This is a genomic window from Bradyrhizobium sp. 192 (genome assembly GCF_023100965.1).
Lineage (GTDB): Bacteria > Pseudomonadota > Alphaproteobacteria > Rhizobiales > Xanthobacteraceae > Bradyrhizobium > Bradyrhizobium symbiodeficiens.
Genome location: NZ_CP064690.1, coordinates 168,003 through 190,481 on the forward strand (window position 1 = coordinate 168,003; position 22,479 = coordinate 190,481).

At 62.4% G+C, this 22,479-nt stretch carries 17 protein-coding genes; 5 read left to right on the plus strand and 12 right to left on the minus strand.

Going from position 1 to position 22,479, the window contains the following annotated elements:
• Positions 1 to 120: 120 nt before the first annotated feature.
• Positions 121 to 1,137 (plus strand): 1-aminocyclopropane-1-carboxylate deaminase, encoded by a 1,017-nt coding sequence (locus IVB24_RS00815; RefSeq protein ID WP_247771753.1) that lies wholly within the window; start codon positions 121 to 123, stop codon positions 1,135 to 1,137.
• A 77-nt stretch (positions 1,138 to 1,214) separates the two neighbouring features.
• Here the strand turns inward: IVB24_RS00815 and recQ are convergent, their stop codons facing one another.
• The 6 genes from recQ to IVB24_RS00845 form a co-directional block, all read right to left on the minus strand.
• On the minus strand, positions 1,215 to 3,080 hold the full coding sequence (recQ, locus tag IVB24_RS00820; RefSeq protein ID WP_247771754.1) for a DNA helicase RecQ: 1,866 nt from the start codon (positions 3,078 to 3,080) through the stop codon (positions 1,215 to 1,217).
• A 170-nt stretch (positions 3,081 to 3,250) separates the two neighbouring features.
• Positions 3,251 to 3,994, minus strand: a complete 744-nt coding sequence (locus IVB24_RS00825; protein ID WP_346771352.1) for a polysaccharide deacetylase family protein — start codon at positions 3,992 to 3,994, stop codon at positions 3,251 to 3,253.
• An 81-nt stretch (positions 3,995 to 4,075) separates the two neighbouring features.
• Positions 4,076 to 5,098, minus strand: a complete 1,023-nt coding sequence (locus IVB24_RS00830; protein ID WP_094973603.1) for a homoserine O-succinyltransferase — start codon at positions 5,096 to 5,098, stop codon at positions 4,076 to 4,078.
• Positions 5,099 to 5,110: 12 nt separating this feature from the next.
• A complete protein-coding gene (locus IVB24_RS00835; protein WP_247771756.1) occupies positions 5,111 to 6,412 on the minus strand; it encodes an O-acetylhomoserine aminocarboxypropyltransferase/cysteine synthase family protein in 1,302 nt (433 codons plus the stop codon).
• 267 nt (positions 6,413 to 6,679) lie between these two features.
• Entirely contained in the window at positions 6,680 to 8,272 is a 1,593-nt protein-coding gene (locus IVB24_RS00840; protein WP_247774262.1) for an amidase family protein, read from the minus strand.
• Between the two features lie 162 nt (positions 8,273 to 8,434).
• The gene (locus IVB24_RS00845; protein WP_247771757.1) at positions 8,435 to 9,616 is read right to left on the minus strand and encodes an MFS transporter; all 1,182 of its coding nucleotides are present in this window, start codon (positions 9,614 to 9,616) and stop codon (positions 8,435 to 8,437) included.
• A gap of 98 nt (positions 9,617 to 9,714) precedes the next feature.
• On the opposite strand from IVB24_RS00845, the gene IVB24_RS00850 reads away from it, so the two are divergent.
• Positions 9,715 to 10,668: a LysR family transcriptional regulator gene (locus IVB24_RS00850; protein ID WP_166476780.1), complete on the plus strand. Its 954-nt coding sequence runs from the start codon at positions 9,715 to 9,717 to the stop codon at positions 10,666 to 10,668.
• A gap of 179 nt (positions 10,669 to 10,847) precedes the next feature.
• On the opposite strand, the gene IVB24_RS00855 is transcribed toward IVB24_RS00850, so the two are convergent.
• Both IVB24_RS00855 and IVB24_RS00860 read right to left on the minus strand, forming a co-directional pair.
• Positions 10,848 to 12,001, minus strand: a protein-coding gene (locus IVB24_RS00855; protein WP_247771758.1) for an IS3 family transposase whose coding sequence is annotated in 2 segments (ribosomal slippage) — positions 10,848 to 11,752 and positions 11,752 to 12,001 — 1,155 coding nt in all. Because the reading frame shifts where the segments join, the coding sequence is not laid out codon by codon here.
• A 91-nt stretch (positions 12,002 to 12,092) separates the two neighbouring features.
• Positions 12,093 to 12,503 (minus strand): EAL domain-containing protein, encoded by a 411-nt coding sequence (locus IVB24_RS00860; RefSeq protein ID WP_247771759.1) that lies wholly within the window; start codon positions 12,501 to 12,503, stop codon positions 12,093 to 12,095.
• A 578-nt stretch (positions 12,504 to 13,081) separates the two neighbouring features.
• Between IVB24_RS00860 and IVB24_RS00865 the strand changes: the two genes are divergently transcribed.
• Positions 13,082 to 14,449, plus strand: a complete 1,368-nt coding sequence (locus IVB24_RS00865; RefSeq protein ID WP_247770902.1) for an IS30 family transposase — start codon at positions 13,082 to 13,084, stop codon at positions 14,447 to 14,449.
• A 317-nt stretch (positions 14,450 to 14,766) separates the two neighbouring features.
• Here IVB24_RS00865 and IVB24_RS00870 read toward each other — a convergent pair whose 3' ends face one another.
• The 4 genes from IVB24_RS00870 to IVB24_RS00885 form a co-directional block, all read right to left on the minus strand.
• The gene (locus IVB24_RS00870; RefSeq protein ID WP_247771760.1) at positions 14,767 to 15,636 is read right to left on the minus strand and encodes a hypothetical protein; all 870 of its coding nucleotides are present in this window, start codon (positions 15,634 to 15,636) and stop codon (positions 14,767 to 14,769) included.
• 840 nt (positions 15,637 to 16,476) lie between these two features.
• Complete coding sequence (locus IVB24_RS00875; RefSeq protein ID WP_247771761.1) at positions 16,477 to 18,144, minus strand: PAS domain-containing hybrid sensor histidine kinase/response regulator; 1,668 nt, start codon at positions 18,142 to 18,144, stop codon at positions 16,477 to 16,479.
• Positions 18,134 to 18,925 carry an alpha/beta hydrolase gene (locus tag IVB24_RS00880; RefSeq protein WP_247771762.1) on the minus strand — a complete coding sequence of 264 codons (792 nt, stop codon included), beginning with the start codon at positions 18,923 to 18,925 and terminating at the stop codon, positions 18,134 to 18,136. Before IVB24_RS00880 ends, IVB24_RS00875 begins: the two co-directional genes overlap by 11 nt.
• A gap of 425 nt (positions 18,926 to 19,350) precedes the next feature.
• On the minus strand, positions 19,351 to 19,587 hold the full coding sequence (locus IVB24_RS00885) for a hypothetical protein (protein WP_247771763.1): 237 nt from the start codon (positions 19,585 to 19,587) through the stop codon (positions 19,351 to 19,353).
• Between the two features lie 290 nt (positions 19,588 to 19,877).
• Here IVB24_RS00885 and IVB24_RS00890 point away from each other — a divergent pair, with 290 nt between their 5' ends.
• Entirely contained in the window at positions 19,878 to 22,061 is a 2,184-nt protein-coding gene (locus tag IVB24_RS00890) for a PAS domain S-box protein (protein ID WP_247771764.1), read from the plus strand.
• A complete protein-coding gene (locus IVB24_RS00895) occupies positions 22,054 to 22,419 on the plus strand; it encodes a response regulator (RefSeq protein WP_247771765.1) in 366 nt (121 codons plus the stop codon). Before IVB24_RS00890 ends, IVB24_RS00895 begins: the two co-directional genes overlap by 8 nt.
• Positions 22,420 to 22,479 lie beyond the last annotated feature (60 nt).

Sequence of the window (22,479 nt, forward strand, 5' to 3'; positions counted from 1 at the left end):
ATATCAGCATTGATCGCAGTAAATGCAAGAAAAATCGCAATATTGGCGCAACATTCGAGAGCACCTTCTTCCGACGCGATGCTAGGCAAATGGCAACACCAACGCCAATCGGGATGACCCATGAAGCTCGACAAGTTTCCGCGCTACAAGCTGACCTTCGGCCCGACCCCCATCGAGAAGCTGGAGCGGCTGTCAAAGCATCTCGGCGGCAATGTCGAGGTCTATGCCAAGCGCGAGGACTGCAATTCCGGCCTCGCCTATGGCGGCAACAAGCTGCGCAAGCTCGAATACATCATCCCCGATGCGATCGCTTCGAACGCCGATACGCTGGTCTCGATCGGCGGCGTGCAGTCGAACCACACCCGCATGATCGCGGCGGTCGCGGCCAAGATCGGCATGAAGTGCCGGCTGGTGCAGGAAGCCTGGGTGCCGCACGAGGACGCCGTCTATGACCGCGTCGGCAACATCATGCTGTCGCGGATCATGGGCGCCGACGTGCGCCTGGTCGATGACGGCTTCGACATCGGCATCCGCAAGAGCTGGGAGCAGGCGATCGACGAAGTGAAGGCCGCGGGCGGCAAGCCCTACCCGATTCCCGCCGGCGCCTCGGTGCACAAGTTCGGCGGCCTCGGCTATGTCGGCTTCGCCGAAGAGGTGCGCAAGCAGGAGGCCGAGCTCGGCTTCAAGTTCGACTATATCGTCGTCTGCACTGTCACCGGTTCGACCCATGCCGGCATGCTGGTCGGCTTCGCCGCCGACGGCCGCGCCCGCAAGGTGATCGGCATCGACGCCTCTTTCACGCCGGCGCAGACGAAATCGCAGGTGCTCGAGATCGCGCAGAACACGGCTGAGCTGGTCGAGCTCGGCAAGGATCTCGTCGCTGACGACGTCGTGCTGATCGAGGACTACGCCTATCCCGCCTATGGCGTGCCGTCGGAAGAGACCAAGGAAGCGATCCGCCTCACCGCGCGTCTCGAAGGGATGATCACCGACCCCGTCTACGAGGGCAAGTCGATGCAGGGCCTAATCGATCTCGCGCAAAAGGGCTATTTCGAGAAGGGCGCGAAGATCCTGTACGCCCATCTCGGCGGTGCGCCCGCGCTGAACGGGTACGCATATGCGTTCCGGAACGGGTGAGTGAGGGCTTAGCTCTCGCCCGCCCTCTTCGCAGCCCGGATGGAGCGCACGCTCCATCCGGGCTGCGTCATCTATTCCTACCGCGTCCTGACGATCTGCAGCAGCTCGTCGCCGTAATGCTCGAGCTTCTTGTCGCCGATGCCGGGCACGTTGCGGAGTTCGTCGAGGGTCGTCGGCCAGGCCCGGACGATGCCGTCGATGGTGGCATCGTGCAGCACCACATAGGCCGGCACGCCGCGCTCGCGCGCAATGTCTGAACGCCAAGACCGCAGCCGCGCGCGCAGTTCGGGATCGACATCGCCTTGCGGCGCGTTCGCCGCCGGCGCGAGATCGCCGCGGCGGGATTTGCCGCGGCTCGCGCGAAGGCGCGTGCCGGGCGCCTCCTCGCGCAGCCACACTTCGGTTTCGCCGCGCAGCACGCCGCGCGCGGTCTCGGTCAGCTTCAGCGCCCCATAGGCTTCGCTGTCGCTCAGCAAATGCCCCATCGCCACCAATTGACGCAGCACGGTGCGCCACTGCTTCTCGTTGAGCTCGCGGCCAATACCGAACACGGACAATTTGTCGTGGCCGAACTGCGTGACCTTCTCGGTCAGGCGTCCGATCAGCACGTCGATCAAGTGCATCGCGCCGAAACGCTGCCCGGTGCGGTAGACGCAGGACAACAGCTTCTGCGCCAGCACCTTGCCGTCGCGCATCTTCGGCGGCGTCAGGCAATTGTCGCAATTGCCGCAGGTCTCGCCCATCGCGATCTCGCCGAAATAGGCGAGCAGCCGGTGGCGCCGACACTGCGCGGTCTCGGCAAGGCCTACCAGCGCATCGAGCTTGCCGATCGAGACCCGCTTGAATTCGTCGGAGGCGCTGGATTCGTCGATCATGCGGCGTTGCTGCACGATGTCGGAGAGGCCGTAGGCCATCCAGGCCGCCGACGGCTTGCCGTCGCGGCCGGCGCGGCCGGTCTCCTGGTAATAGGCCTCGATGCTCTTGGGCAGGTCGAGATGGGCGACGAAGCGCACGTCGGGCTTGTCGATGCCCATGCCGAACGCGACGGTCGCGACGATGACGATGCCGTCCTCGTTGAGAAAGCGGTCCTGGTTGCGCGAGCGCACCTGGCTGTCGAGCCCGGCGTGGTAGGGCAGCGCCGCAATGCCGGCCTCGTCGAGCGCGGCGGCGACCTCCTCGACCCGGTTGCGGGACAGGCAATAAACCACGCCGGCATCGCCCGCATGCCGCTCCCGGATGAACTCCTTGAGCTGCGACACCGCACTGCGCTTGTCGACGATCTCGTAGCGGATGTTCGGCCGGTCGAAGCTGGAGACGAACTGCGGCGAATCCGCGAGCTGAAGCCGCGCCACGATCTCCTTGCGCGTCAACTCGTCGGCGGTTGCCGTCAGCGCGATGCGCGGCACATCGGGGAAGCGCTCGGCGATGATGGAGAGGCCGACATATTCGGGGCGGAAGTCATGGCCCCATTGCGAGACGCAATGCGCCTCGTCGATCGCAAACAGCGCCACCTTGGCCTGCGCCAGCAGCGACAGGCAGCGCGGCGTCACCAGGCGTTCAGGCGCGACATAGAGCAGATCGAGATCGCCTGCGAGCAGGCGCCGCTCGATGTCGGAGGCCTCCTGGAAGCTCAGCGACGAGTTCAACGCGGCGGCGTTGACGCCGGCCTCGAGCAGGCCCGCGACCTGGTCGCGCATCAAGGCGATCAACGGCGACACCACGATGCCGCAGCCTTCGCGTAGCAGTGACGGGAGCTGGTAGCACAGCGACTTGCCGCCGCCGGTCGGCATCAGCACCAGGCAATTGCCGCCGTCCGTGACGTGCCGGATGATCTCGCCCTGCGAACCGCGAAAACCCGGCAGGCCGAACACCGAATGCAGCACCGACAGCGCGTCGCGGCCGTTGGCCGGCGCAGGTCGCGGGACGGTGGAGGGGGCGGACATGAGAGGGCTGGAACCAGAGCCGTGAGATTCGTCACAAGGCCAGTCGCATGGCGCTGCGGCCGTGGCAAGACTGTTTGAGGGGCGGGCGCGACTCTTCCCCTCTCCCCTTGTGGGTGCTCATCCGGCGCTTCGCGCCACCTTCTCCCACAACGGGGGAAGGGAAAAAGAAACTACGCCCCGATCCTGCGCAGCGCCTCTGCGACCGTCACGATCGGCATGTTGCGCTGTCCGGCAGCTTCCAGCGCATGACGCATCAGGTCCGGGGTGCAGCCATAGGGGCTCGGCGCCTTCGCAACGTCATGGCCGTAGAAGATCAGCCATCCGCCGCTCGCGATCGCTTGGTCGAAATAGCGATCGACGCCCGCCTTGTCGATCTCGCAATCGACCAAGGGCGACGCACGCAGGAACTGGAGATCGATGACGTCGCTGTTGACGCCGGGAAGGATGCCGCGCGCCGAACGGAAGGCCTTGGCGAGCTGCGGCTTGCGCCAGACCGAGGCGATCCCGTAGGGATAGGCGAAATTCTCCAGATTGATCGAGGAATCGATATTGCGGAAATAAGCCCGGTTCCGCTCGATCTCGCGCGCCATCGCGGTCTCGTCGAGATTGGCCGAGCTCTGGTGCGAGAAGGTGTGGCAGGCGATCTCGTGACCGGCGCGGTGAAGCCGCACGATCGCGTCATCCGACAGGCCATGCCAATGGTCGGAGGGCTGATCGATCAGGCTGCCGGCGAGATAGAACGTACCTCGGCCGCCATGATCTTCCAGAAGCGCGGCGCCCTCGCCTGCAGCGCTATCCGGGGCATCGTCGAAGGTGAAGCTCACGATCGGCGCATGCGCGGGCAGCCGATGCGGCGCGGCGCGGAAATGCCGGGCCAGCCGATTGCTCACGCGTCTCTGGAGTGCCGACCACACGACTGCATTTCCCGTGATTGACGTATCTCTGTACTGAAACATTCGCGCGCCGGTTGAGGCAAGCTTAACGCCTGAGTAATCCTAACGCGGAACCAACACCTTGGGCTGACGCGCAAGGACCGGCGCTTCGACCTCCATACTGAGGTATTGCAACCAATTGCGGAAAAGCACCGCCGCCGCGCTGCCGGCGTCGATATCGGCGCGCAAATTCAACCCGGGCAGCTCGTTGGTGAGCGCCGGGTGGCGCTGGTGAACCGCCTTCTTCTCGAAGCGAGCCAGTTTGTCTTCCGTCGCTGCGTCAAAATAGCTCACGGGCAGTCGCGGATAAGTCTCGCGCTCCCGCGCAAGGTAGCGGCCGATGTCGCGAAGATATTCGCGCTGGAGCGACAGCGCGTCGTATTCCGGATGCCCCTGGAAGAACACGAAGCGGCTGGCATACTGGCGAACGAAAACGTCGACGCCTGCGTGGGCCGAGCGTGTCAGCACCTGATAACCGGCCTGCGCCAAGTCCCTCTCCGCGAGTTCGTTCAGGCGCGAATGCGACACTTTCAACGGCGCCGGCGCGGCGAGCGTCAGGGCATCGCTCGTCACGGCGTCGCAATCGAAGATGCCATGACATTTGGCCGGCAGCCGCCGCCGTGCGATGCCGTCGAGGTGCAGCACCGCCGCATGCGCGGCAAGACACGACCAGATCGTCGAGCGCGTGTTGGCCTTGGCCCAGTCGATGAGGTCGGTGAGGTCGCGCCAGTACGGCTCCTGGTCGAGCTCGGGCGCAACCGGCTCGGCGCCCGTCACGATCAGCCCGTCGAATTTCTGGCGCTTCAGGTCGGAAAGGTCGGAATATTCGCTCTCGACATGCCACTTCGCTTCCGGTGAGCGCTTCACGCTAGGAAGCGAAAAGCAGTGGAGGCGGATGCGGCGCGGACCGGCCGCAGCCTGAAGCAGCTTCAAGAACTGCCGCTCGGTCGCCTTCAGCGCCGGATCCGGCATATTGTTGACGAGCCCGATCGTGAGCTCGCCGCCGCCATCTCGCGCGAGATCGCGTTCGGCCGGCACCAGCGCCGGGCTCGAGATGACTTGATCCCCGTCGATCAGGATCGTCATGGGCGCCGCCGCCTACTCCGCGGCCTCGAGGCGCGCTGACCGACAGGCCTTGTCCAGCGCCTGGTCAATGTCCTCGATGATGTCGGAGACGTGCTCGATGCCGATCGAGAGCCGGATGGTTTCCGGCAGCACGCCGGCCACGCGCTGTTGCTCTGCCGACATCTGGCGGTGGGTGGTCGAGGCCGGATGGCAGGCCAGCGACTTGGCATCGCCGATATTGACGAGGCGCGTGATCAGCTTCAGCGCGTCATAGAAGGACTTGCCCGCCTCCATCCCGCCCTTGATGCCGAAGGTGAACAGCGAAGAGGCGTTGCCGTCGAGATATTTCTGCACCAGCGGATAATAGGGGCTGTCGGGGAAGCCGGTGTAATTGACCCAGGCGACGCGCGGATCCTTGCGGAGGAATTCGGCGACCTTGCGGGCGTTCTCGACATGGCGCTCCATGCGCAGCGCGACGGTCTCGATGCCCTGGAGCAGCAGGAACGCGTTGAACGGCGACAGCACCGAGCCCATGGTGCGCTGATAGACGCTGCGCGCCCGCTCGATATAGGCGGTCTTGCCGAAGCGATCGGCATAGACGAGGCCGTGATAGGAGGCATCCGGCTTGTTGTAGGCAGGGAAGCGGTCGGCGTATTTCGCCCAGGGGAAGTTTCCGGAATCGACGATGGCGCCGCCGAGCGTGGTGCCGTGACCGCCCAGGAACTTGGTCAGCGAGTGCACGGCGATATCGGCGCCGTAGTCGAACGGCTTGAGCAGAATCGGAGTTGCGACGGTGTTGTCGACGATCAGCGGCACGCCATGCGCATGCGCGATCTTGGCCAGCGCCTCGATGTCGCAGACATTGCCGGCAGGATTTCCGATGGTCTCGGCGAACACCGCGCGGGTGTTCTCGTCGATCAGCTTCTCGACCGCCTCCGGCTTGTCGCTCTCGGCGAAGCGGCCGGTGATGCCCTGGCGCGGCAGGATGTGCGAGAGCAGCGTGTGCGTGGTGCCGTAGAGCTGCGGCATGGAAACGATGTTGCCGCCGTGATCGGCGACGTTGACGAAGGCGAAATGCAGCGCCGCCTGGCCGCTCGCGACCGCGAGCGCGCCGACGCCGCCTTCGAGCTCAGCGATACGCTTCTCCAGCACGGCGCTGGTCGGATTGGCGATGCGGCTGTAGCGAAAGCCTTCGGCCTCGAGATTGAAGAGCGCCGCACCGTGATCGGCGCTGTCGAAGGCGTAGGCCGCGGTCTGGTAGATCGGCACGGCGACCGCGTGCGTGGTGGCTTCGGGCTCGTAGCCGGCGTGAATAGCGATCGTCTCGTTGCGCATCGTGCCACCTCCGCGTGGTGCGGGCCGCACTTATTGGCCTAGAATGAGGCATGTGCGTTGTCCGCCGCCCTCCTGTTAGAGGCGGGTGGTAAAGCGGACAATAATTCGCTTAGAGATCGAGGAAGTAACCCTAACGCTTGTGGGCGAATTGGCCGGGATTCGGGTTAAAGCCCATTAACGAAGTTCGACCCGCATGGCGGTGACGGCGCCATGCCTTCTCCTTGCGGAGAAAGATGGCGCCGCCAATGCGGCAACGAAGAGCTTGGACTATAGGCTCTCCCAGAGCCGATGGCTGAGCACGCCAGCGCGCTTCTCGATCGCGGCCGCCGCATCGAGCGCGAGGTCCTCGCGATAGCGCCCGGCAATGAGCTGCACGCCGATCGGCTTGCCGTCGTGAAGCGCCACCGGCACCACGGCGCCGGGCAGACCCAGCACGTTGATCGCAGAGATGAAGCGGATCTCGCCCCAGAAGATCTCGCGCACGCGCTCGGCGCTGACGGTGTCGTCGCGCGGCCCCGGCGTCGGCTTCACCGTGGTCGGCGCCAGCACCACCGGATATTCCTCGAAGAACAGCTGCCAGGCGCGGATGTGGCCGCTGCGCGCCGCGGTCGCCTGCATCCAGGCCTTGAGGTCGAGCACGTTCGCCTTGTCCTTCATGCCGCCCCAGGCCTTGTGGAAGTCCTCCGAGGTGACCTTCAGCATGCCCGCTTCCTGCATCACCACGGTCTCGTTGGTGATGATGTCGCACCAGGTCTGCCAGACGCCGTTGATGTCGGGCACCTCGACCTCGCTGACGCGATAGCCGGAGCGTTCGAGATGGTCCGCGGCCTGGCGCAGCGCCGCCCGCACGGATGGGTCGACCTCCATATCCTCGGGGATCTTGGCCAGCGCCACCTTGATCGGCCCCTTCGGCCTCTCGCCGACCAGCGGCGCCGGCACCCACCAGGGATCGCGCGGATCGCGACGGCTCATCACCTCGAGTGCAAGGCGAACGTCCGCGACGTGGCGGGCGAGCGGCCCCTGCGCCGACATCAGATGCGCCAGCATCGGCCGTTCGGCCGTTGCGCTCGCATTGAACGCAGGGATGCGTCCCTGCGTCGGCTTGATGGTGGCGACGCCGTTGCAATGCGCCGGCCAGCGCAGCGAACCGCCGATGTCGTTGCCATGGGCGATGGTGCCGATGCCGGCGGCGACCGCCGAGCCTGCGCCGCCCGACGAGCCGCCGCAGGTGATGTCGGGATCCCAGGGATTGAGCGTCAGTCCGTGCAGGGGATTGTCCGTAAAGCCGCGAAAGGAGAATTCCGGCGTGTTGGTGAGCCCGATGACGATCGCACCTGATTTCTTCAGGTTGCGCACCACTGGCGCGTCCGACGGCGCGATGAGGTCCTTGTTGGCGGGCACGCCGTTGAAGTTCGGCCGCCCCTCGTAATCGACGTTTTCCTTGATGGTGACAGGGACGCCGTGCAGGAGGCCGAGCTCGCCGCCCTTGGCGCGCTGCTTGTCCGCGGCATGCGCAGCCTTCAATGCCTCTTCCGAGAGATCGACGACGACCGCGTTCAGCTTCGGATTGACGGCGCGCATCCGGTCGAGATGTGCTTCGACGGTCTCGACCGCGGAGATTGCGCCGGAGCGGATCGCAGCCGCGGTCTCGACCGCGGACCATTGCCAGGCCGGTCCCTTGGGACGGCGCGGTGAAGCCGGTTTGCGCGGGATGGCCTTCTTGGCAGAAGCCTTCTTCGCCCCAGACTTCGCAGCAACGCCCTTCGGGGTGGAGGATGTCTTGCTCGATGCTTTCGTCGTCGGCTTCCTGGAAGCAATTGTCTTGCCCGAAACCTTCTTGCCTGAAATCTTCTTGGCCAAAACCTTCTTGGCCGCCGCCTTCTTCGCCACCTGGTATCTCCTGAAATTACGCGGCGCGAGGTTACGGAGGCGGATCGGGCATGTACAGGTGCGTTTCTGCATGGCGCGTTGGCGCGAGCGCCAATGCGAACAATCCTCAGGAATGGTCGCTGCGACTTCGCTTCATTCGGCGGGACACGCCGCGATCGCATCCCGCGCGCGGTCGAGCCGGAGGCTCCACAGCGCCAGCACGAGCCCGACAGCGGTAATACCGGCTGCAACCAGCGGCAGCGCCGAGAGGCCGAGCCCGCGATCGATGGTGGCGCCGCCAACCCAGGCGCCGAGCGCGTTGCCGAGATTGAACGCGGCGATGTTGAGGCTCGAGGCGAGCGTGCGCCCGCTGGGGCCGGCCGCCTCCAGCACGCGAAGCTGGAGTGGAGCGACGGTCGCAAAAGCGGCGATGCCGAGCAGCAGGATCAGCACGATCGCCCCGACCTTGATCGACAGCACGGCGGCGAGGCCAAGGAGCACGATAGCGAGCGCGGCAAGCGTGCCGATCAGCGCGCCGGCGAGGCCGCGGTCGGCGAGCTTGCCGCCAGCGACGTTGCCGATCGCGAGTCCGACGCCGAATACCAGCAGGATCGGCGAGACCGCCGCCTCCGAGAATCCGGTGAAGCGCGTCAGAATCGGCTGGATGTAGGTGAAGACGACGAACAGGCCGGCAAAGCCGAACACGGTCATGGCTAGGCCGAGCAGCACCTGCGGCTGTCGCAGCACCGATATCTCCTCAGCGAGCGAGATCGGCTTGTCGCCGCTGCCGACATGGCCGGGCACGAACACTGCCACCACCGCGAACGCCATCACGCCGATGACCGTCACCGCCCAGAACGCCGCGCGCCAGCCGAGCATCAGCCCGAACCAGGCCCCGAAGGGCACGCCCAGCAACGTCGCGACCGTGAGGCCGATGAACATGGTGGCGATCGCGGAGGCGCGCTTGTTCTCAGCGACCAGGCTGGTCGCCACCACCGATCCGACACCGAAGAAGGTGCCGTGGGCCAACGAAGTCAGCACCCGCGCCGCCATCAGCAATTCGTAGTTCGGCGCGGCCGCGCAGGCCGCATTGCCCACTGTGAAAATCGCCATCAGCGCCAGCAGCACGGTTTTGCGCGGCATCCGCCGTGTGGCGAGCGTCAGCACCGGCGCTCCGACGAACACGCCGAGCGCATAACCGGAGATCAGCAGGCCCGCGATCGGTATCGAGACGTGCATGTCGGCGGCGACCTGGAGCAGGAGCCCCATGATGATGAATTCGGTGGTGCCGATGCCGAAGGCACCGGCGGTGAGAGCGAGGACGGCGGGAGGCATGAGTGGCTCCAATGGATGAGACGAGCCACGCAGATAGCCGTGCCGCGGCGAAACCGATAGGATGTCCGCAATCCAATCATTTGTGACGTGAATTCACCATGGCCCGTTTCGACACCAACCGCTCCGCCGAGATGGAAGTTTTCCTCCGCGTCGTCGATCTCGGCGGGTTCACCCCGGCCGCGCGAAAACTGCGCCTGACGCCGTCGGGCGTGAGCAAGCTGATCTCGCGGCTCGAAGCTCGGCTCGGCTCGCGGCTCGTCAACCGCACCACGCGCAAGCTGACGCTGACCGAAGAAGGCCAGGCGTTCTACCAGCGGGCTGTTCGGATCCTCGCGGAGATGGAGGAAGCCGAACGCGAGGCAGCCTCCGGCGCAGCCCCGCGCGGCCGCCTAACGGTGAACAGCAACATTCCATTCGGCATGCTGCATGTGATGCCGCTGATCCCGCGCTTCCTGAAAGAGCATCCCGACGTCACGCTCGATCTCATGCTCACGGACACCCTGATCGACCTGATGCAGGAACGGGCCGACGTTGCAATCCGTGTCGGCCCATTGCGCGCGTCACGCCTCATCGCACGAAAACTCGGCACCAGCCGCATGGTCGTGGTCGGCGCGCCGGATTATCTCGCCCGCTGCGGCACGCCGAAGACCCCGGCCGATCTCGCCGATCACCGCGGCATCGGCTGGACCTTTCCGCGCGCGATCCGCGGCTGGCCATTCAAGCGCGGCGATCACACCGAGGAAGCCGTGCCGCCGCCCGTGGCGCGCGCCAGCGACGGCGAAGTCGCCCGACGCCTCGCACTGGGCGGCGTGGGCCTTGCCCGCCTCGCCCTCTTCCACATCGGCCCCGACATCGAATCCGGCCGTCTCGTGCCGGTGCTGCAAGGCAACAATCCGGGCGACCGCGAAGACATCCACGCGGTCTATGTCGGCCATAGCGCGCCCCTGCCCGCGCGCGTGCGCGCGTTCATCGATTTCCTCGCCGAGCATGTGCGTGTGAGCGACCCCACGCTGAAGCGGACGGGGGATGGGAAGTGGAAATTGGTGGGATGAGGCCTATGGCGGAGGGAGAGCAACCGGGCTCGAACATTCTCCATGTTGAGCCGCCCCAGCCAACTAAAACGGTTTTAATTGCAATCACTTAGTGTGGCGGATAGAACCGCGTAGGTAGGATCACTTAGCTGACCGGCGAAGCGAACGAATGAGCTGCTGCCGGTTTGATGGACACCAGGTTAAGCTAATCCCACCTTACGCTCGAACTCAACGGGGCTGAGATAGCCGATGGTCGAATGACGCCGGACGGCGTTATAGAACCGCTCGATGTAGTCGAACACATCTGCTCTTGCCTCGTTCCTGGTGCGATAGGTCTTGCGCTCGGTGCGCTCGGTCTTCAACGACGAGAAGAAGCTCTCCATCGCCGCGTTGTCCCACACATTGCCGGATCGGCTCATGCTGCAAACGATCCCGCTGTCGGCCATCAGGCGCTGGAACTGTTCGCTGACGTATTGGCTGCCGCGATCGGAATGATGCATCAAAGCATCCGGGTTGCCGCGGCGCCAGACTGCCATCAACAGGGCATCGGCAACCAATTGCGCTGTCATACTAGAGCTCATCGACCAGCCGACCACACGGCGCGAGAACAGGTCGATCACGGCCGACACGTAGAGCCAGCCCTCGGCGGTCCAGATGTAGGTGAAGTCGGCGATCCACTTCTGGTTCGGCCGCTCAGCCACAAACTGACGATCCAGAAGGTTCGCCGGCACGTTCGCTATCTGCCGGTCGCCTTCGTCCTTCGGCAGGCGCCGGCGCCTTGGTCTCGCCCGCAAGGCCTGCAGGCGCATCAGCCGCTCGATTCGATGCAGGCCGCAGTCGACGCCGTCTGCCAGAAGGTCTCTCCAGACGCGCCGTGCGCCATAGGTCCGGTCGCTGGCAACGAAGCTCGCCTTGACCCTCTGGCCTACCGTCTCGTCGCTTCGGGATCTGGCGCTGGGCGATCGGTTCAGCCAGGCATGGAAGCCCGACCGCGATACGCCCATTGCTTCGCATAGCCATGCCACCGGCCAGATGGTCCGGTGCTTCGCGATGAAGCCGAACTTCATGTCGCTTCCTTCGCGAAGTAGGCAGCGGCCTTTTTTAGGATGTCCCGCTTCGCCTTCAGCTTGGTGACCTCGCGCCGCAGCCGCTCGATCTCCAATTGCTCAGGCTTCATTTGCCCGTGGCCGGGGAAGGCCTGAACGGGATCGGAGCCGAACTCCTTCACCCATTTGCGCAGCACGTTCTCATGAACCCCCAGGTCGCGGCCGGCTTGCGCCACCGACACCCCTCGTTCCCTGACAAGCTTGACCGCCTCGACCTTGAACTCTCGACTGAACTTCCGTCTCTGCATGACCACCTCCGGCTTCATGAAACACCCAATCTCGGTGTCCATCAAACCGGCAGCAGCTCAGATGCTGCCAGCGCCGCGGTAACCTGCAGGACTAGCGTCTCGGACTTGATCTGGGCGGATGACAAGTTAACGGCAACGGCGATGCTTTGAGGCCACGGGCCGCGGCAACGCGGGCGTTACGCAGTGCCCAGTGGCCTAGTTGGCTGATGAGGCCGCATTCCTCGGCAACAGGAATGAATTCTGCGGGAGGCACCATGCCACGCACCGGATGATGCCACCGCAGCAGCGCCTCGCAGCGTTTCACCTCCCCGCTTTTAAGGTCAACAATAGGCTGGTAGCAGAGTTCGAACTGCTCTTTCGCCAGCCCGACACGCAAATCTGCCTTAATCTGACGACGCGCCTTGATGCGGGCGTCCAGCTCCTCCCGGTAGAAATGATAGGAGCCCCGCCAGACGCGAGAAGGCCTCAAAAATTCACTGCAGACTTCCAGCAGCACGATCACTGCCAGTGCGGAACTGACCGGGGCTCAGGTCGCAGCGCAAGCTCGGGCTGCTCGGCCGTCGCTCAAGGTCTTGGTTGGATACGCGCGAAATGAGCTGATGCACCAAGGGCGCCTAGACAAGGGTGTCCACCTCATCACCAAGCCATTTGGCTTTGCCGAGCTGGGAGCAAAGGTCCGAGACATAATCGACAACTAGAGGCCCAGCTCAAATCAATAGTTCTGTTGAACTCAGACACCCTTCGGATGGCTAGCGCGATTCGCCGACCGACCATGTCGTTGGCGGCAAAAAGCCGCCGCGATGCAGATCAACGATGGATCAGGCGGCTCCGACGTACCGATTACCCTCCAGGATCCGGCTTCTCTGCTTTAGGTATTTGGGTTTCCAGATCCTCTGCGAGACGGTTTAGTTCGGCCGCGGCCTCGGCGTCGCTCACTAGAATCGCGAGATTCCGGAGTTGGTCAGACTTGGGTGTGGTTTTGTCAGATGCTTGCACGCACAAGCAACGCGCCGCACGATCAACCGTTGCACATTGGGCGGATTCAACCGTTCGTCGCAACAGTCTAACAAGGAGGTTGCGATGGAGAAGGGTGTGCGGGCAGGTCGTGCTCGAGAGGCGCTTCGAGAGGATTACAGACCGTTCTGGGCTGCGATTGCCTTGGGACGATCGAGCGGGGATGCTGCAGTTGAGGCCGGGGTGTCGCCGTCGGTCGGAGTACGCTGGTTCCGGAGGGCGGGCGGTATGCCGCCAACACATTTGTCGCGATCGTCCAAACCTCCGTCGGCGCGCTATCTGTCGTTTGCCGAACGTGAGGAGATTGCCATCTTGCGTGCGCAGGGGCATGGGGTGCGAGCCATCGCTCGTCAGCTCGGTCGGCCTCCATGCACGATCTCTCGTGAGCTCCGGCGCAATGTGGCGCGCCGCCGCGGCGCTCCAGAGTACCGAGCGACCACGGCCCAATGGCACGCTGATCGGTCCGCCCGACGGCCCAAGTTGGCGAAGTTGGCAATCAACCCGACCCTGCGGGATTATGTGCAGGACAGGCTTGCCGGTATGATCGCCAAGCCAGACGGGTTGCCCCTCGTTGGTCCGAAGGTCGTGTGGAAGGGACGCCGGGCCGTGCATCGGCAAAACCGACGCTGGGCGAGGGCATGGAGCCCGGAACAGATTTCTCGGCGTCTTCGGCTCGACTTTCCCGAGGATGAGACGATGCGCATCAGTCACGAAGCAATTTATCAGGCACTTTATGTGCAGGGTCGAGGAGCTTTGCGCCGCGAACTGACGGCCTGCTTGCGCACCGGGCGGGTCTTGCGGATGCCGAGGGCGCGCGCCTGCAAAGGCAGAAGCTTCATTCCTTCCGAGATCATGATCAGTCAACGTCCGGCGGAAGCCGCCGATCGAGCTGTGCCGGGTCACTGGGAAGGTGACCTCATCATGGGGCTTGGTAGTTCCGCGATCGGCACCTTGGTGGAGCGCACGACCCGTTTTACCATTCTGCTGCATCTGCCGCGCATGACCGGTCAGAAACAGGAAGCTCGCGTGAAGAACGGACCTGCACTCGCCGGACATGGCGCTGAGGCCGTGCGCGACGCCATCACCCGCGCAATCTTCACCATGCCCGAGCAACTGCGGCGGTCTCTAACTTGGGATCAAGGAGCTGAGCTGGCTCAGCACGCGCGTCTGAAGATTGATGCAGGCGTGCAGGTCTACTTCTGCGACCCCCATAGCCCGTGGCAGCGCGGCACCAACGAGAACACGAATGGGTTGTTGCGCCAGTACTTTCCAAAGGGGACGGATCTCAGCATGCATGATGCCGACGATCTCGAGGCCGTGGCTCTTGCACTTAACACCAGGCCCCGGAAAACCCTCGGCTGGAAAACACCGGCAGAAACCCTCGACGAACTGCTCCAAGTGAGCGATACACAGACTGTTGCGACGAACGGTTGAATCCGCCTTGTCCCCGCTAGTCAGGTTGCGGAACCAACAGAAGGTGGCTATCGAGAGCCCCTCTGATCCAACCCACTGCGCAGCTCTTTGCCTACCCGCAGAATGTCCAAGTGAGCAACAACGAATACAGATTTGGTCGGATTAGCAAAGAAAGAGGCTCCCGGCAGAAACGGGAGCCTCCGGCGCAATCAGGGGTACATCCGCCCTGACCACGTAAAACAAATCTCGGTGCTGCTCTTACCGGAGCAGCATAATCAGGATAATCAGTGGGATCGGAATTCCGATTAGCCAAAGCAAAATGGGCATGATATTTCCTCCTATCGACGTCGCAGATGCCAGGTACCATCACGAAGACCGCCGCCCTCGGTTGCTGCAAGGCTGGCGCAGAAAGCTCCAAGGAGCATTGCTGCCGTCAACCAAAAGGCAAGAGAGGCAGTCGCCTTTCGAGCCGCATCCATATCGGCTTTCACTTGGGTCACGACGTCATTGACCCGCTTGTCCGCATCCGCCTGGCTCATCCCTGTGCGGGACGCGACGACCTTCGCTGCATATTCACGGTCGGAGCCCTTCAGGTCGCTGCCGTCGCGAAAACTTCGCGTGAAGAGGCGCACCATCTCACTGCGAGAATCTGCTGCGCTGGTCATTGCTGCCGAGGTTGCACCCGTTGCACCCCCTGCCCCAGCCGGGTCAGGTCGTAGAAGCGTATCAACATAGCCATCCATGGGCCCGCTGATCTGCGCGGCGTTCACGGCCCCCTGAGATGCGCCGACGGCGCTTCCTCCTAATAGACTCGTTGCCGGTATGGCAAGAGCGGTGGCGCCGAGAATAGTTGCCAAAGCCCAGGCGATGAAGCCGTGGGCCGTATCGCGGAAATAGACCTCGTCACGCTCGACATCGGTCCAGCTCGAACGCAGCCGTCCGGCGATGTAGCCGCCAACCGACGAAGAAAGCATAGCGATGACGATGAGATAGAGGCCGGTTGTAATCTTGAACGTCGTTGCTGAAACGCCTGATCCCGACCACGGCGAGACCATGGTAAGGCCAAGGCCAGTCCCGAAAGCCAGCAACACTAACGTCAGCGCGAAGGCAACGACCGCACCCGCCACGATGGACGGCCACGATAATCCCGTAAGCGTGGACGAAGACGTTCCTCCCGGGGTGGGAGCAACCACGACAGTATCAATCATCAAACTCTCCTCAGCGAGCCCGTCAGTGGCGCGTTAATGAGCAGCTGAGTCAAAAGTTCCTTCGAAGTTCGGGTCGCGGGCCGCGGGACGGCAGCAGGCCGGCGGAGCTCGCGTCCGCTTCTGGGTGCAGCGCAGAATTTCGGTGATGAGTTGCTGAGCTCGTTTAGCCGAGCCTACGACCCGCCTACGGCGGAGGGTCCACGTCGAGGCGGCTTTGCTCTCCAACGGCCTCTCATGGTCGGCCTTTGAACCAACTTCGTATAACCCCCGCAATAGTCCGCCTCACCCGAGATCTTGAATTTTTCGTGTTCCATGGGGTAAAGTTTATTCTTCGGGGAACGATCGCCGTGGACTATCGGGCATACATCCTGGACGACGAAGGGCACATAACCGGCGTGCATGAGCTACAGTGCGCTGGTGACGAAGAGGCCAAACAGGAGGTGGCCAAGTTGCTGGATGGGCATGACCTGGAAATCTGGCAGCGACAACGGCGCGTGGCTCGATTGAAGCACCATACCCGACAGTAGACCCGCCTCGGTTCCAGGTGCCTGAAGGCCTTAGTGATCCGATTGAACGCTATAGGAGTCCACATGCGTTCGCTAAAGGGTATCGATGCCCGTCGTGTCAAACTAAGAGCAGTGCATTCGGCCATGCCCGATTCCAATAGACCGAATGAGAATAAGGAAGCCAAGTCGTCCCGCTCCGACGAGGCGCGGCACATCATCGAGGACTACGTCGCCGACCTCCGCGAGTTGATCAGAAAACTAGCCCCAAAGCTACATTGAGCCGCCTTAGCTGTTTTTCCCAAATTCCGCCTGAACTTACACGAGGCTTGGGCCTTTAAGTTTCCAGTACTTGGCGAACCTTTTTCGCCAGTGCCTCAACGCTGAAGGGTTTCCCGAGCAAGTCGATCCCACGGTCGAGCGTGCCATTGTGCACAATCGCGTTTCTCGTGTAGCCCGTCGTGAACAGTGCCTTGAGACCGGGTTGCAGTTTACGCGCTTGTTCGACGAGTTCACGACCATTGACCCCGCCCGGCAGCACGACGTCTGTAAAGATGAGTTCAACGTGAGAGTTCGTTTTGAGCTGTTCGAGCGCTGAGCGGGCTTCACTTGCCTCCAGCACAGCGTAGCCGAGCTCCTGAAGTGCGCTGCAGCTAAAAGAGCGAAGAGCTTCATCATCCTCGACCACGAGGATGCACTCCGACCCCCTGTAGTAGCCAGTCGCATCGCGCTCTTCGGGTTGGAAAGTGGCGAGGTCGGCATCTGCACGGGGCAGGTAGAGCTTTACAGTCGTGCCATGACCGACCTCGCTGTATATGCGAACGTGGCCGCGGCTCTGTCGCAGGAATCCGTACACCTGACTTAAGCCAAGCCCTGTGCCCTTGCCCACTTCCTTGGTGGTGAAAAATGGCTCGAACACCTTGGCCAAAGTGTCTTTGTCTATGCCATGCCCTGTATCCGAGACCGCGATCATAACGTATTGCCCGGGCTCTACCGGCTCGTCCAATGCTTCGACATAGGCTTCATCCAGATGGGCATTGCCAGTCTCGATGGTAAGCTTGCCTCCACTGGGCATTGCATCCCTTGCGTTCACCGCAAGATTCACAATCGCATTTTCGAGCTCTGCCGGGTCCGCCATCGCGAGCCATGTCCCTGCTCCAGTCACGACCTCGAAAGCGATGTTCTCGCCAATCGTTCGCTGCAGCAGTTCGGCGATACCCTTGATCAGCAGGTTAGGATCGACAGACTTAGGGTCCAGCGCTTGCCGGCGTGAAAAGGCCAACAGACGTGCCGTCAGGGTGGCTGCGCGCCGTGCCCCGTGAGCTGCCATGTCTCTTAGCCGGTTTAAGCGGGCGGTTTCCGGTGAGGCTGGTAACCCCTGCAATACTCGGCCCATGGATTCGATGCTGCCGATGATGACCGTGAGGAGGTTATTGAAATCATGAGCCACGCCGCCAGTCAGTTGGCCGATCGCTTCCATCTTTTGGCTTTGGCGCAACGCGGCTTCTGCTTTCATGCGCTGCTCGACTTCCGCAGCCACGCGTGCTTCCAGCGTCGCGTTCAATTGCTGCAAAGCTTCGCTGGCTTCTTCCGCTATACGCTTCGCCTTCAGAAGCTCGGACTCATACCGTCTTCGGTCAGTTGAATTAAACACAGAGATCCGAATAAACTCCACCTGACCGTCAGAGTTTTTGCGCTCAATCGCATTCACCAGGACAGGCATTCGCTCGCCCGCCGAATTGACCAAGTCGAGCGCAACTTCATTGAATGTCCCTTGCATCCTTAACAAAGGTGCAAAGTGAGTTTCAAAATAGATGCGGCCCGGCAGCGTCAGTAGTTCCTGGAAGCGCTTGCCGGCCAGATCCGCCTTGGTAAATCCAGTCCACAAGCAGAAGGTGGCGTTCGCGATACTAATCCTGCCTTGCGGATCGGTCGCGAGATAGCCGCACGGGGCGTGCTCGAACAGGTCGGCGAAATCCGGAGGTGCGGCGTGATTAGTGGACAAAGGACCGGATCGCGGCAACAGTCTCAGTTGGCGCACTCAGGTTCGGGCAGTGCCCCGTTGCCTCCATGAGCGCAAGCCGGCTGCCAGGAATTTGAGCGTGGACGTACTCCCCCACGCAAGTCGGCGCGATGACGTCCTCGCTACACTGCAGAATGAGGGTCGGCTGGGTCACTTTCGCTAGGTCGCTCCGGTTATCGGAAAGGAATGTCGTTCGCGCGAAGTGCTTTGCGATCTCAGGATCCGTCCGGCAGAAACTGTTTGTCAGTTCTTCTGCCAGCTCGGGCCGGTCGGGATTGCCCATAATGGTCGGGGCCATGGCCGCAGACCAGCCCATATGATTGCTCTCAAGAAACTCCAGCAGCTCATCGATCTGCTGCCGCGAGAAGCCGCCAACATAGTCCTCATCGTTTACATAGCGTGGCGAAGGTCCAACGAGGACCAGCGCCTCAAACAGCTCGGGGGCTTCCGCCGCGGCAAGGACTCCGATCATGCTGCTGACGGAATGCCCCACGAACACGGCCCGCCGGATGGCAAGATCATTGCAGATTTCGACGATGTCGGTCGCATATCCGCGGAGACTTGAATACTTGGAGCGATCGTAGGCAGAAAGGTCGGATCGGCCGGCGCCGACATGATCGAATACGATGGTTTTAAACTCGTCTTCGAAAGCGGGAGCTACGAAGCGCCACATGTTCTGATCGCAACCAAATCCATGGGCGAAGATCATCGGACGGCTTCCGTTGCCGCCAACCACGACGTTGTTCCGCGACAGACTTGTCATGGGGTCCCCGATCGCTGCGGCTACTTTAGGTGCCTTGCTACCACACGCTGGGGGAATGTCTACCTGAACCGCCGTCCGCGCGTGGGCGCTGGCCTATTCCGTATAAGCTCACCGCTTCATCGGCTCGACAACTACCGCAATTGGGGGGACGGCGCGTCAATGAGATGGCGATTGTCGATCCGCGTGAGGGGCGTCAGATCGCATCTTATCAGTGCTGACCTGGCCTCGGCTCGCTTGGGAAGACTGATCGTGAACGCTGTCAGCCGGGCTAGGAGCAGGGAGGCCGTATTCCCTAGCTCGCTTTGCGGCAAGCTTTCGATATGCGGCCGCCTGCTCGAGCAATTGCGATCTAAAGGCGGAGTCGCATTCACTGGCTACAAGTCTTTCAAGCTGCACCGCACGCTCGAGATACTCCGTCAGCAGCTTCATGGCATTTCACGCGTCGTTTTCGCTGTGAATTGCTCAAGTGCAGAGGGTGGCCGTGCACCCGGCGCAGCCAGCCAGTCATTGATTTGCAATGCGGCTTCAGCCTGTCTCACCCTCTTCATCAGCAGCTCGCGCGCAGTCCCGGGGGGCAACTCTTCAGCGGCTTTACGGAATTTGGCAGCCTCATCCGCGAGCCGCTGACTAAAAGAGATAGTCTGTTTGATCCGGCGCCGCATGCCAAAACCTCCGCGGGGTCGCCCCCAACCCGCCCCCACAACGCGCCACGTTCGACTTGGGTTCCTAGCGGGGAACTAGCGGCTTGGCCAGATGGGAAGCCAAGGGCAGGAGCGCGAATCTGCCTCAGGCGAGCAACCGCGCCTTCCGATGCAAAGCCTGTGGGGTAGAATGGAACCATTCATTATCTCAGGCGTTCTGGTTTGTTGGTCGGCCCAACGGGGGTGTCCGTCAAACCCTTCCAAGCAGAATGGCCCCAGCGGCCGCCTCATCTCGCCCCGAGAGACCATTCATGTCCAATGTCGAGGAGTTTCCGCTCTCCGCCCGTCGCCAGCCGACGGAGTTCGAGGCGCTGGTGGCAGCCGGCCAAGCCGCACTGGATGCCATTCCGGGGGCGGTTTACCTATGCGATGCAGCTGGATTGCTGGTCGCCTACAACACAGAGGCGGTTCAATTGTGGGGCAGGACCCCCAACCCTGCCAGAAAGGAACGCTTCTGCGGCTCGCACCAGCTCTTTCTTCTCGACGGAAGTCCGCTGGCCCATAGCGAATGTCCTATGGCCATGGCGGTTCGGACTGGAACGCCCACGCGCAACGCCGAAGTCATCATGGCGCGGCCGGACGGCTCTCGCTTTACGGCCCTGGTCAACATCCGAGCGTTGCGCGACCATTCCGGGATCATCCAGGGCGCCATCAACTGCTTTCAAGACATCACTGAACGAAAGCAGATCGAGGAGGAGGTCAGACAGAAAACGCAGGACTTGGAGGACTTCTTCGAGAACAGCGCGGTCGGTCTTCATATCGTCAGTGGTGAAGGCATCATCCTTCGCGCAAACAGAGCCGAGTTAGCTCTGCTCGGGTATAGCCCAGAGGAGTACATTGGCCGCCACATCGCGGAACTTCATGCCGACGCTCCTGTGATTGGCGACATCCTTCAGCGCCTTTCCTGCGGCCAGCCGCTCGAACGTTATCCCGCGCGGTTGCGGGCGCGCGACGGCTCGGTGAAGCATGTGCTGATTACGTCAAACAGCCGGTTTGTGGACGGCAAGTTCGTCAACACACGTTGCTTCACCGTCGACGTCACGGATTTGCAGGCCGCCAATGAGGCGCGTCAGGCCAGCGATGCTCGACTCGCGGCAACGTACGAGGCCGCCATCGTCGGGATATCCGAGGCGGACGAGAGCGGCCGCTTCTTGCGGGTGAATGATTCTCTTTGTCGGATCACTGGGCGGTCACGCGACGAACTGCTCGCAATGACCTTCTATGACTACACCGATCCGGATGACCGGCCAAAGGACGCCGAGCTCTATGCAGCTCAGGTGCGCGGCGAGGTCGATAATTACACGATCCGCAAGCGTGTCCTTCGCCCCGACGGTTCGGTACGCCACCTCGATATCTCGAGTTCGTCGGTGCGCGACCCGAGTGGTCGTTTTCTCTATGGGGTGCGTGTTGCCCAGGACGTCACATCCACAAAGCAGCTGGAGGATCGGCTGCGTGAAGGCGAGCAGCGCATGCGCGAGCTCCTTGAGGCTCTGCCCGCGGCGATCTACACCACTGATGCCGAGGGCCGTATCAATTTCTTCAATCGCGCCGCGGTCGAAATGGCGGGCAGAACCCCCCAGCCTGGCGATGAATGGTGCGTAACCTGGAAGCTTTATTGGCCCGACGGTTCGCCTCTGCCACACAATGAATGTCCAATGGCGGTTGCGCTGCGTGAAAACCGCCCGGTTCGCGGGGCGGAGGCCATTGCCGAGCGTCCGGATGGCAAACGCGTGCCTTTCATCCCTTATCCGACGCCGCTGCGCGATGCGGAGGGAAACTTGGTCGGCGCCATCAACATGCTCGTCGATATCAGTGAGCGTAAGCAGGCAGAGAATGCCCAGAAGGTGCTCATCGACGAGTTGAACCACCGTGTTAAAAATACGCTTGCCACTGTGCAGTCCCTTGCGAGTCAGACCGCCCGCCATGCTGTCGATCTGCAGGAGTTTCTGCCGACATTTACAGGACGGCTGTTGGCCCTGGCGCGTGGGCATGACCTTCTGACGAGACGAAATTGGCAAGATGCCCCCTTTGAGCAATTGGTCCACGATATCGTCACGCCGGTCTCCGGCGGACGGGTTGTCACTGGCGGACCGAACGTCCATCTAGACGCGCGCACGGCGCTAAGCGTCACCATGGTGCTCAACGAGCTTTTGACCAACGCAGCAAAATACGGCTCCCTGTCGGTACCGGGTGGAACCGTGTCGTTCGTCTGGAGGGTCGTCGAAGGCGAACGGACCCAACTCACGTTAGTATGCGAATGGTGCGAACGCGGAGGTCCCGGGGTTGCGCCACCCAAGCGGCGCGGGTTCGGCACGCGGCTGATGGAGCGATGCGTCGAACATGATCTCGCCGGCGAGTTCGACTTGGTGTTCGAGTCGGAAGGTACGCGCTGCCGCATGGACTTTCCCATTAGGGTCACGTCCGCCAATGTCTGAGTTATTGGCCGCCAGGGTTCTCCTCGTCGAGGATGAGGGCTTGGTCGCCCTTATGATCGAGGACATGCTGGACGAATTGGGCCTCAGAGTTGTTGCCTCTGCGGCTCATCTCAAGACCGCATGCGAGTTGGCGACGACCGGCTCCTTCGATCTAGCCCTGCTGGATGTCAACTTGGCTGGAGAGCTGGTTTTCCCTGTGGCTCGCGTCCTACGCGAGCGGGGGATTCCCTTCCTGTTCAGCACGGGCTACGGCGCACCGCCCCTCGACGAGGAGTTCAACGGTGCTCCCGCGATTGGTAAGCCCTTCTCCATAGACCAATTGAATGAAAAATTACGGACGCTTCTGTCGCCTTCGTGAGCAGCCACAGTGTCAAGGACGTCTTCCAGCACTAAGGCCAATTATTAATTGGGCAGGTGA

What these genes read in the sequence shown, in the direction of transcription:
- IVB24_RS00845 (WP_247771757.1), bottom strand. Translation starts at nt 9,616, where the DNA reads ATGCCTCCCGCCGTCCTCGCTCTCACCGCCGGTGCCTTCGGCATCGGC.
- IVB24_RS00890 (WP_247771764.1), top strand. Translation starts at nt 19,878, where the DNA reads ATGTCCAATGTCGAGGAGTTTCCGCTCTCCGCCCGTCGCCAGCCGACG.
- IVB24_RS00830 (WP_094973603.1), bottom strand. Translation starts at nt 5,098, where the DNA reads ATGACGATCCTGATCGACGGGGATCAAGTCATCTCGAGCCCGGCGCTG.
- IVB24_RS00865 (WP_247770902.1), top strand. Translation starts at nt 13,082, where the DNA reads ATGGAGAAGGGTGTGCGGGCAGGTCGTGCTCGAGAGGCGCTTCGAGAG.
- IVB24_RS00815 (WP_247771753.1), top strand. Translation starts at nt 121, where the DNA reads ATGAAGCTCGACAAGTTTCCGCGCTACAAGCTGACCTTCGGCCCGACC.
- IVB24_RS00880 (WP_247771762.1), bottom strand. Translation starts at nt 18,925, where the DNA reads ATGACAAGTCTGTCGCGGAACAACGTCGTGGTTGGCGGCAACGGAAGC.
- IVB24_RS00870 (WP_247771760.1), bottom strand. Translation starts at nt 15,636, where the DNA reads ATGATTGATACTGTCGTGGTTGCTCCCACCCCGGGAGGAACGTCTTCG.
- IVB24_RS00850 (WP_166476780.1), top strand. Translation starts at nt 9,715, where the DNA reads ATGGCCCGTTTCGACACCAACCGCTCCGCCGAGATGGAAGTTTTCCTC.
- IVB24_RS00835 (WP_247771756.1), bottom strand. Translation starts at nt 6,412, where the DNA reads ATGCGCAACGAGACGATCGCTATTCACGCCGGCTACGAGCCCGAAGCC.
- recQ (WP_247771754.1), bottom strand. Translation starts at nt 3,080, where the DNA reads ATGTCCGCCCCCTCCACCGTCCCGCGACCTGCGCCGGCCAACGGCCGC.
- IVB24_RS00885 (WP_247771763.1), bottom strand. Translation starts at nt 19,587, where the DNA reads ATGCGGCGCCGGATCAAACAGACTATCTCTTTTAGTCAGCGGCTCGCG.
- IVB24_RS00895 (WP_247771765.1), top strand. Translation starts at nt 22,054, where the DNA reads ATGTCTGAGTTATTGGCCGCCAGGGTTCTCCTCGTCGAGGATGAGGGC.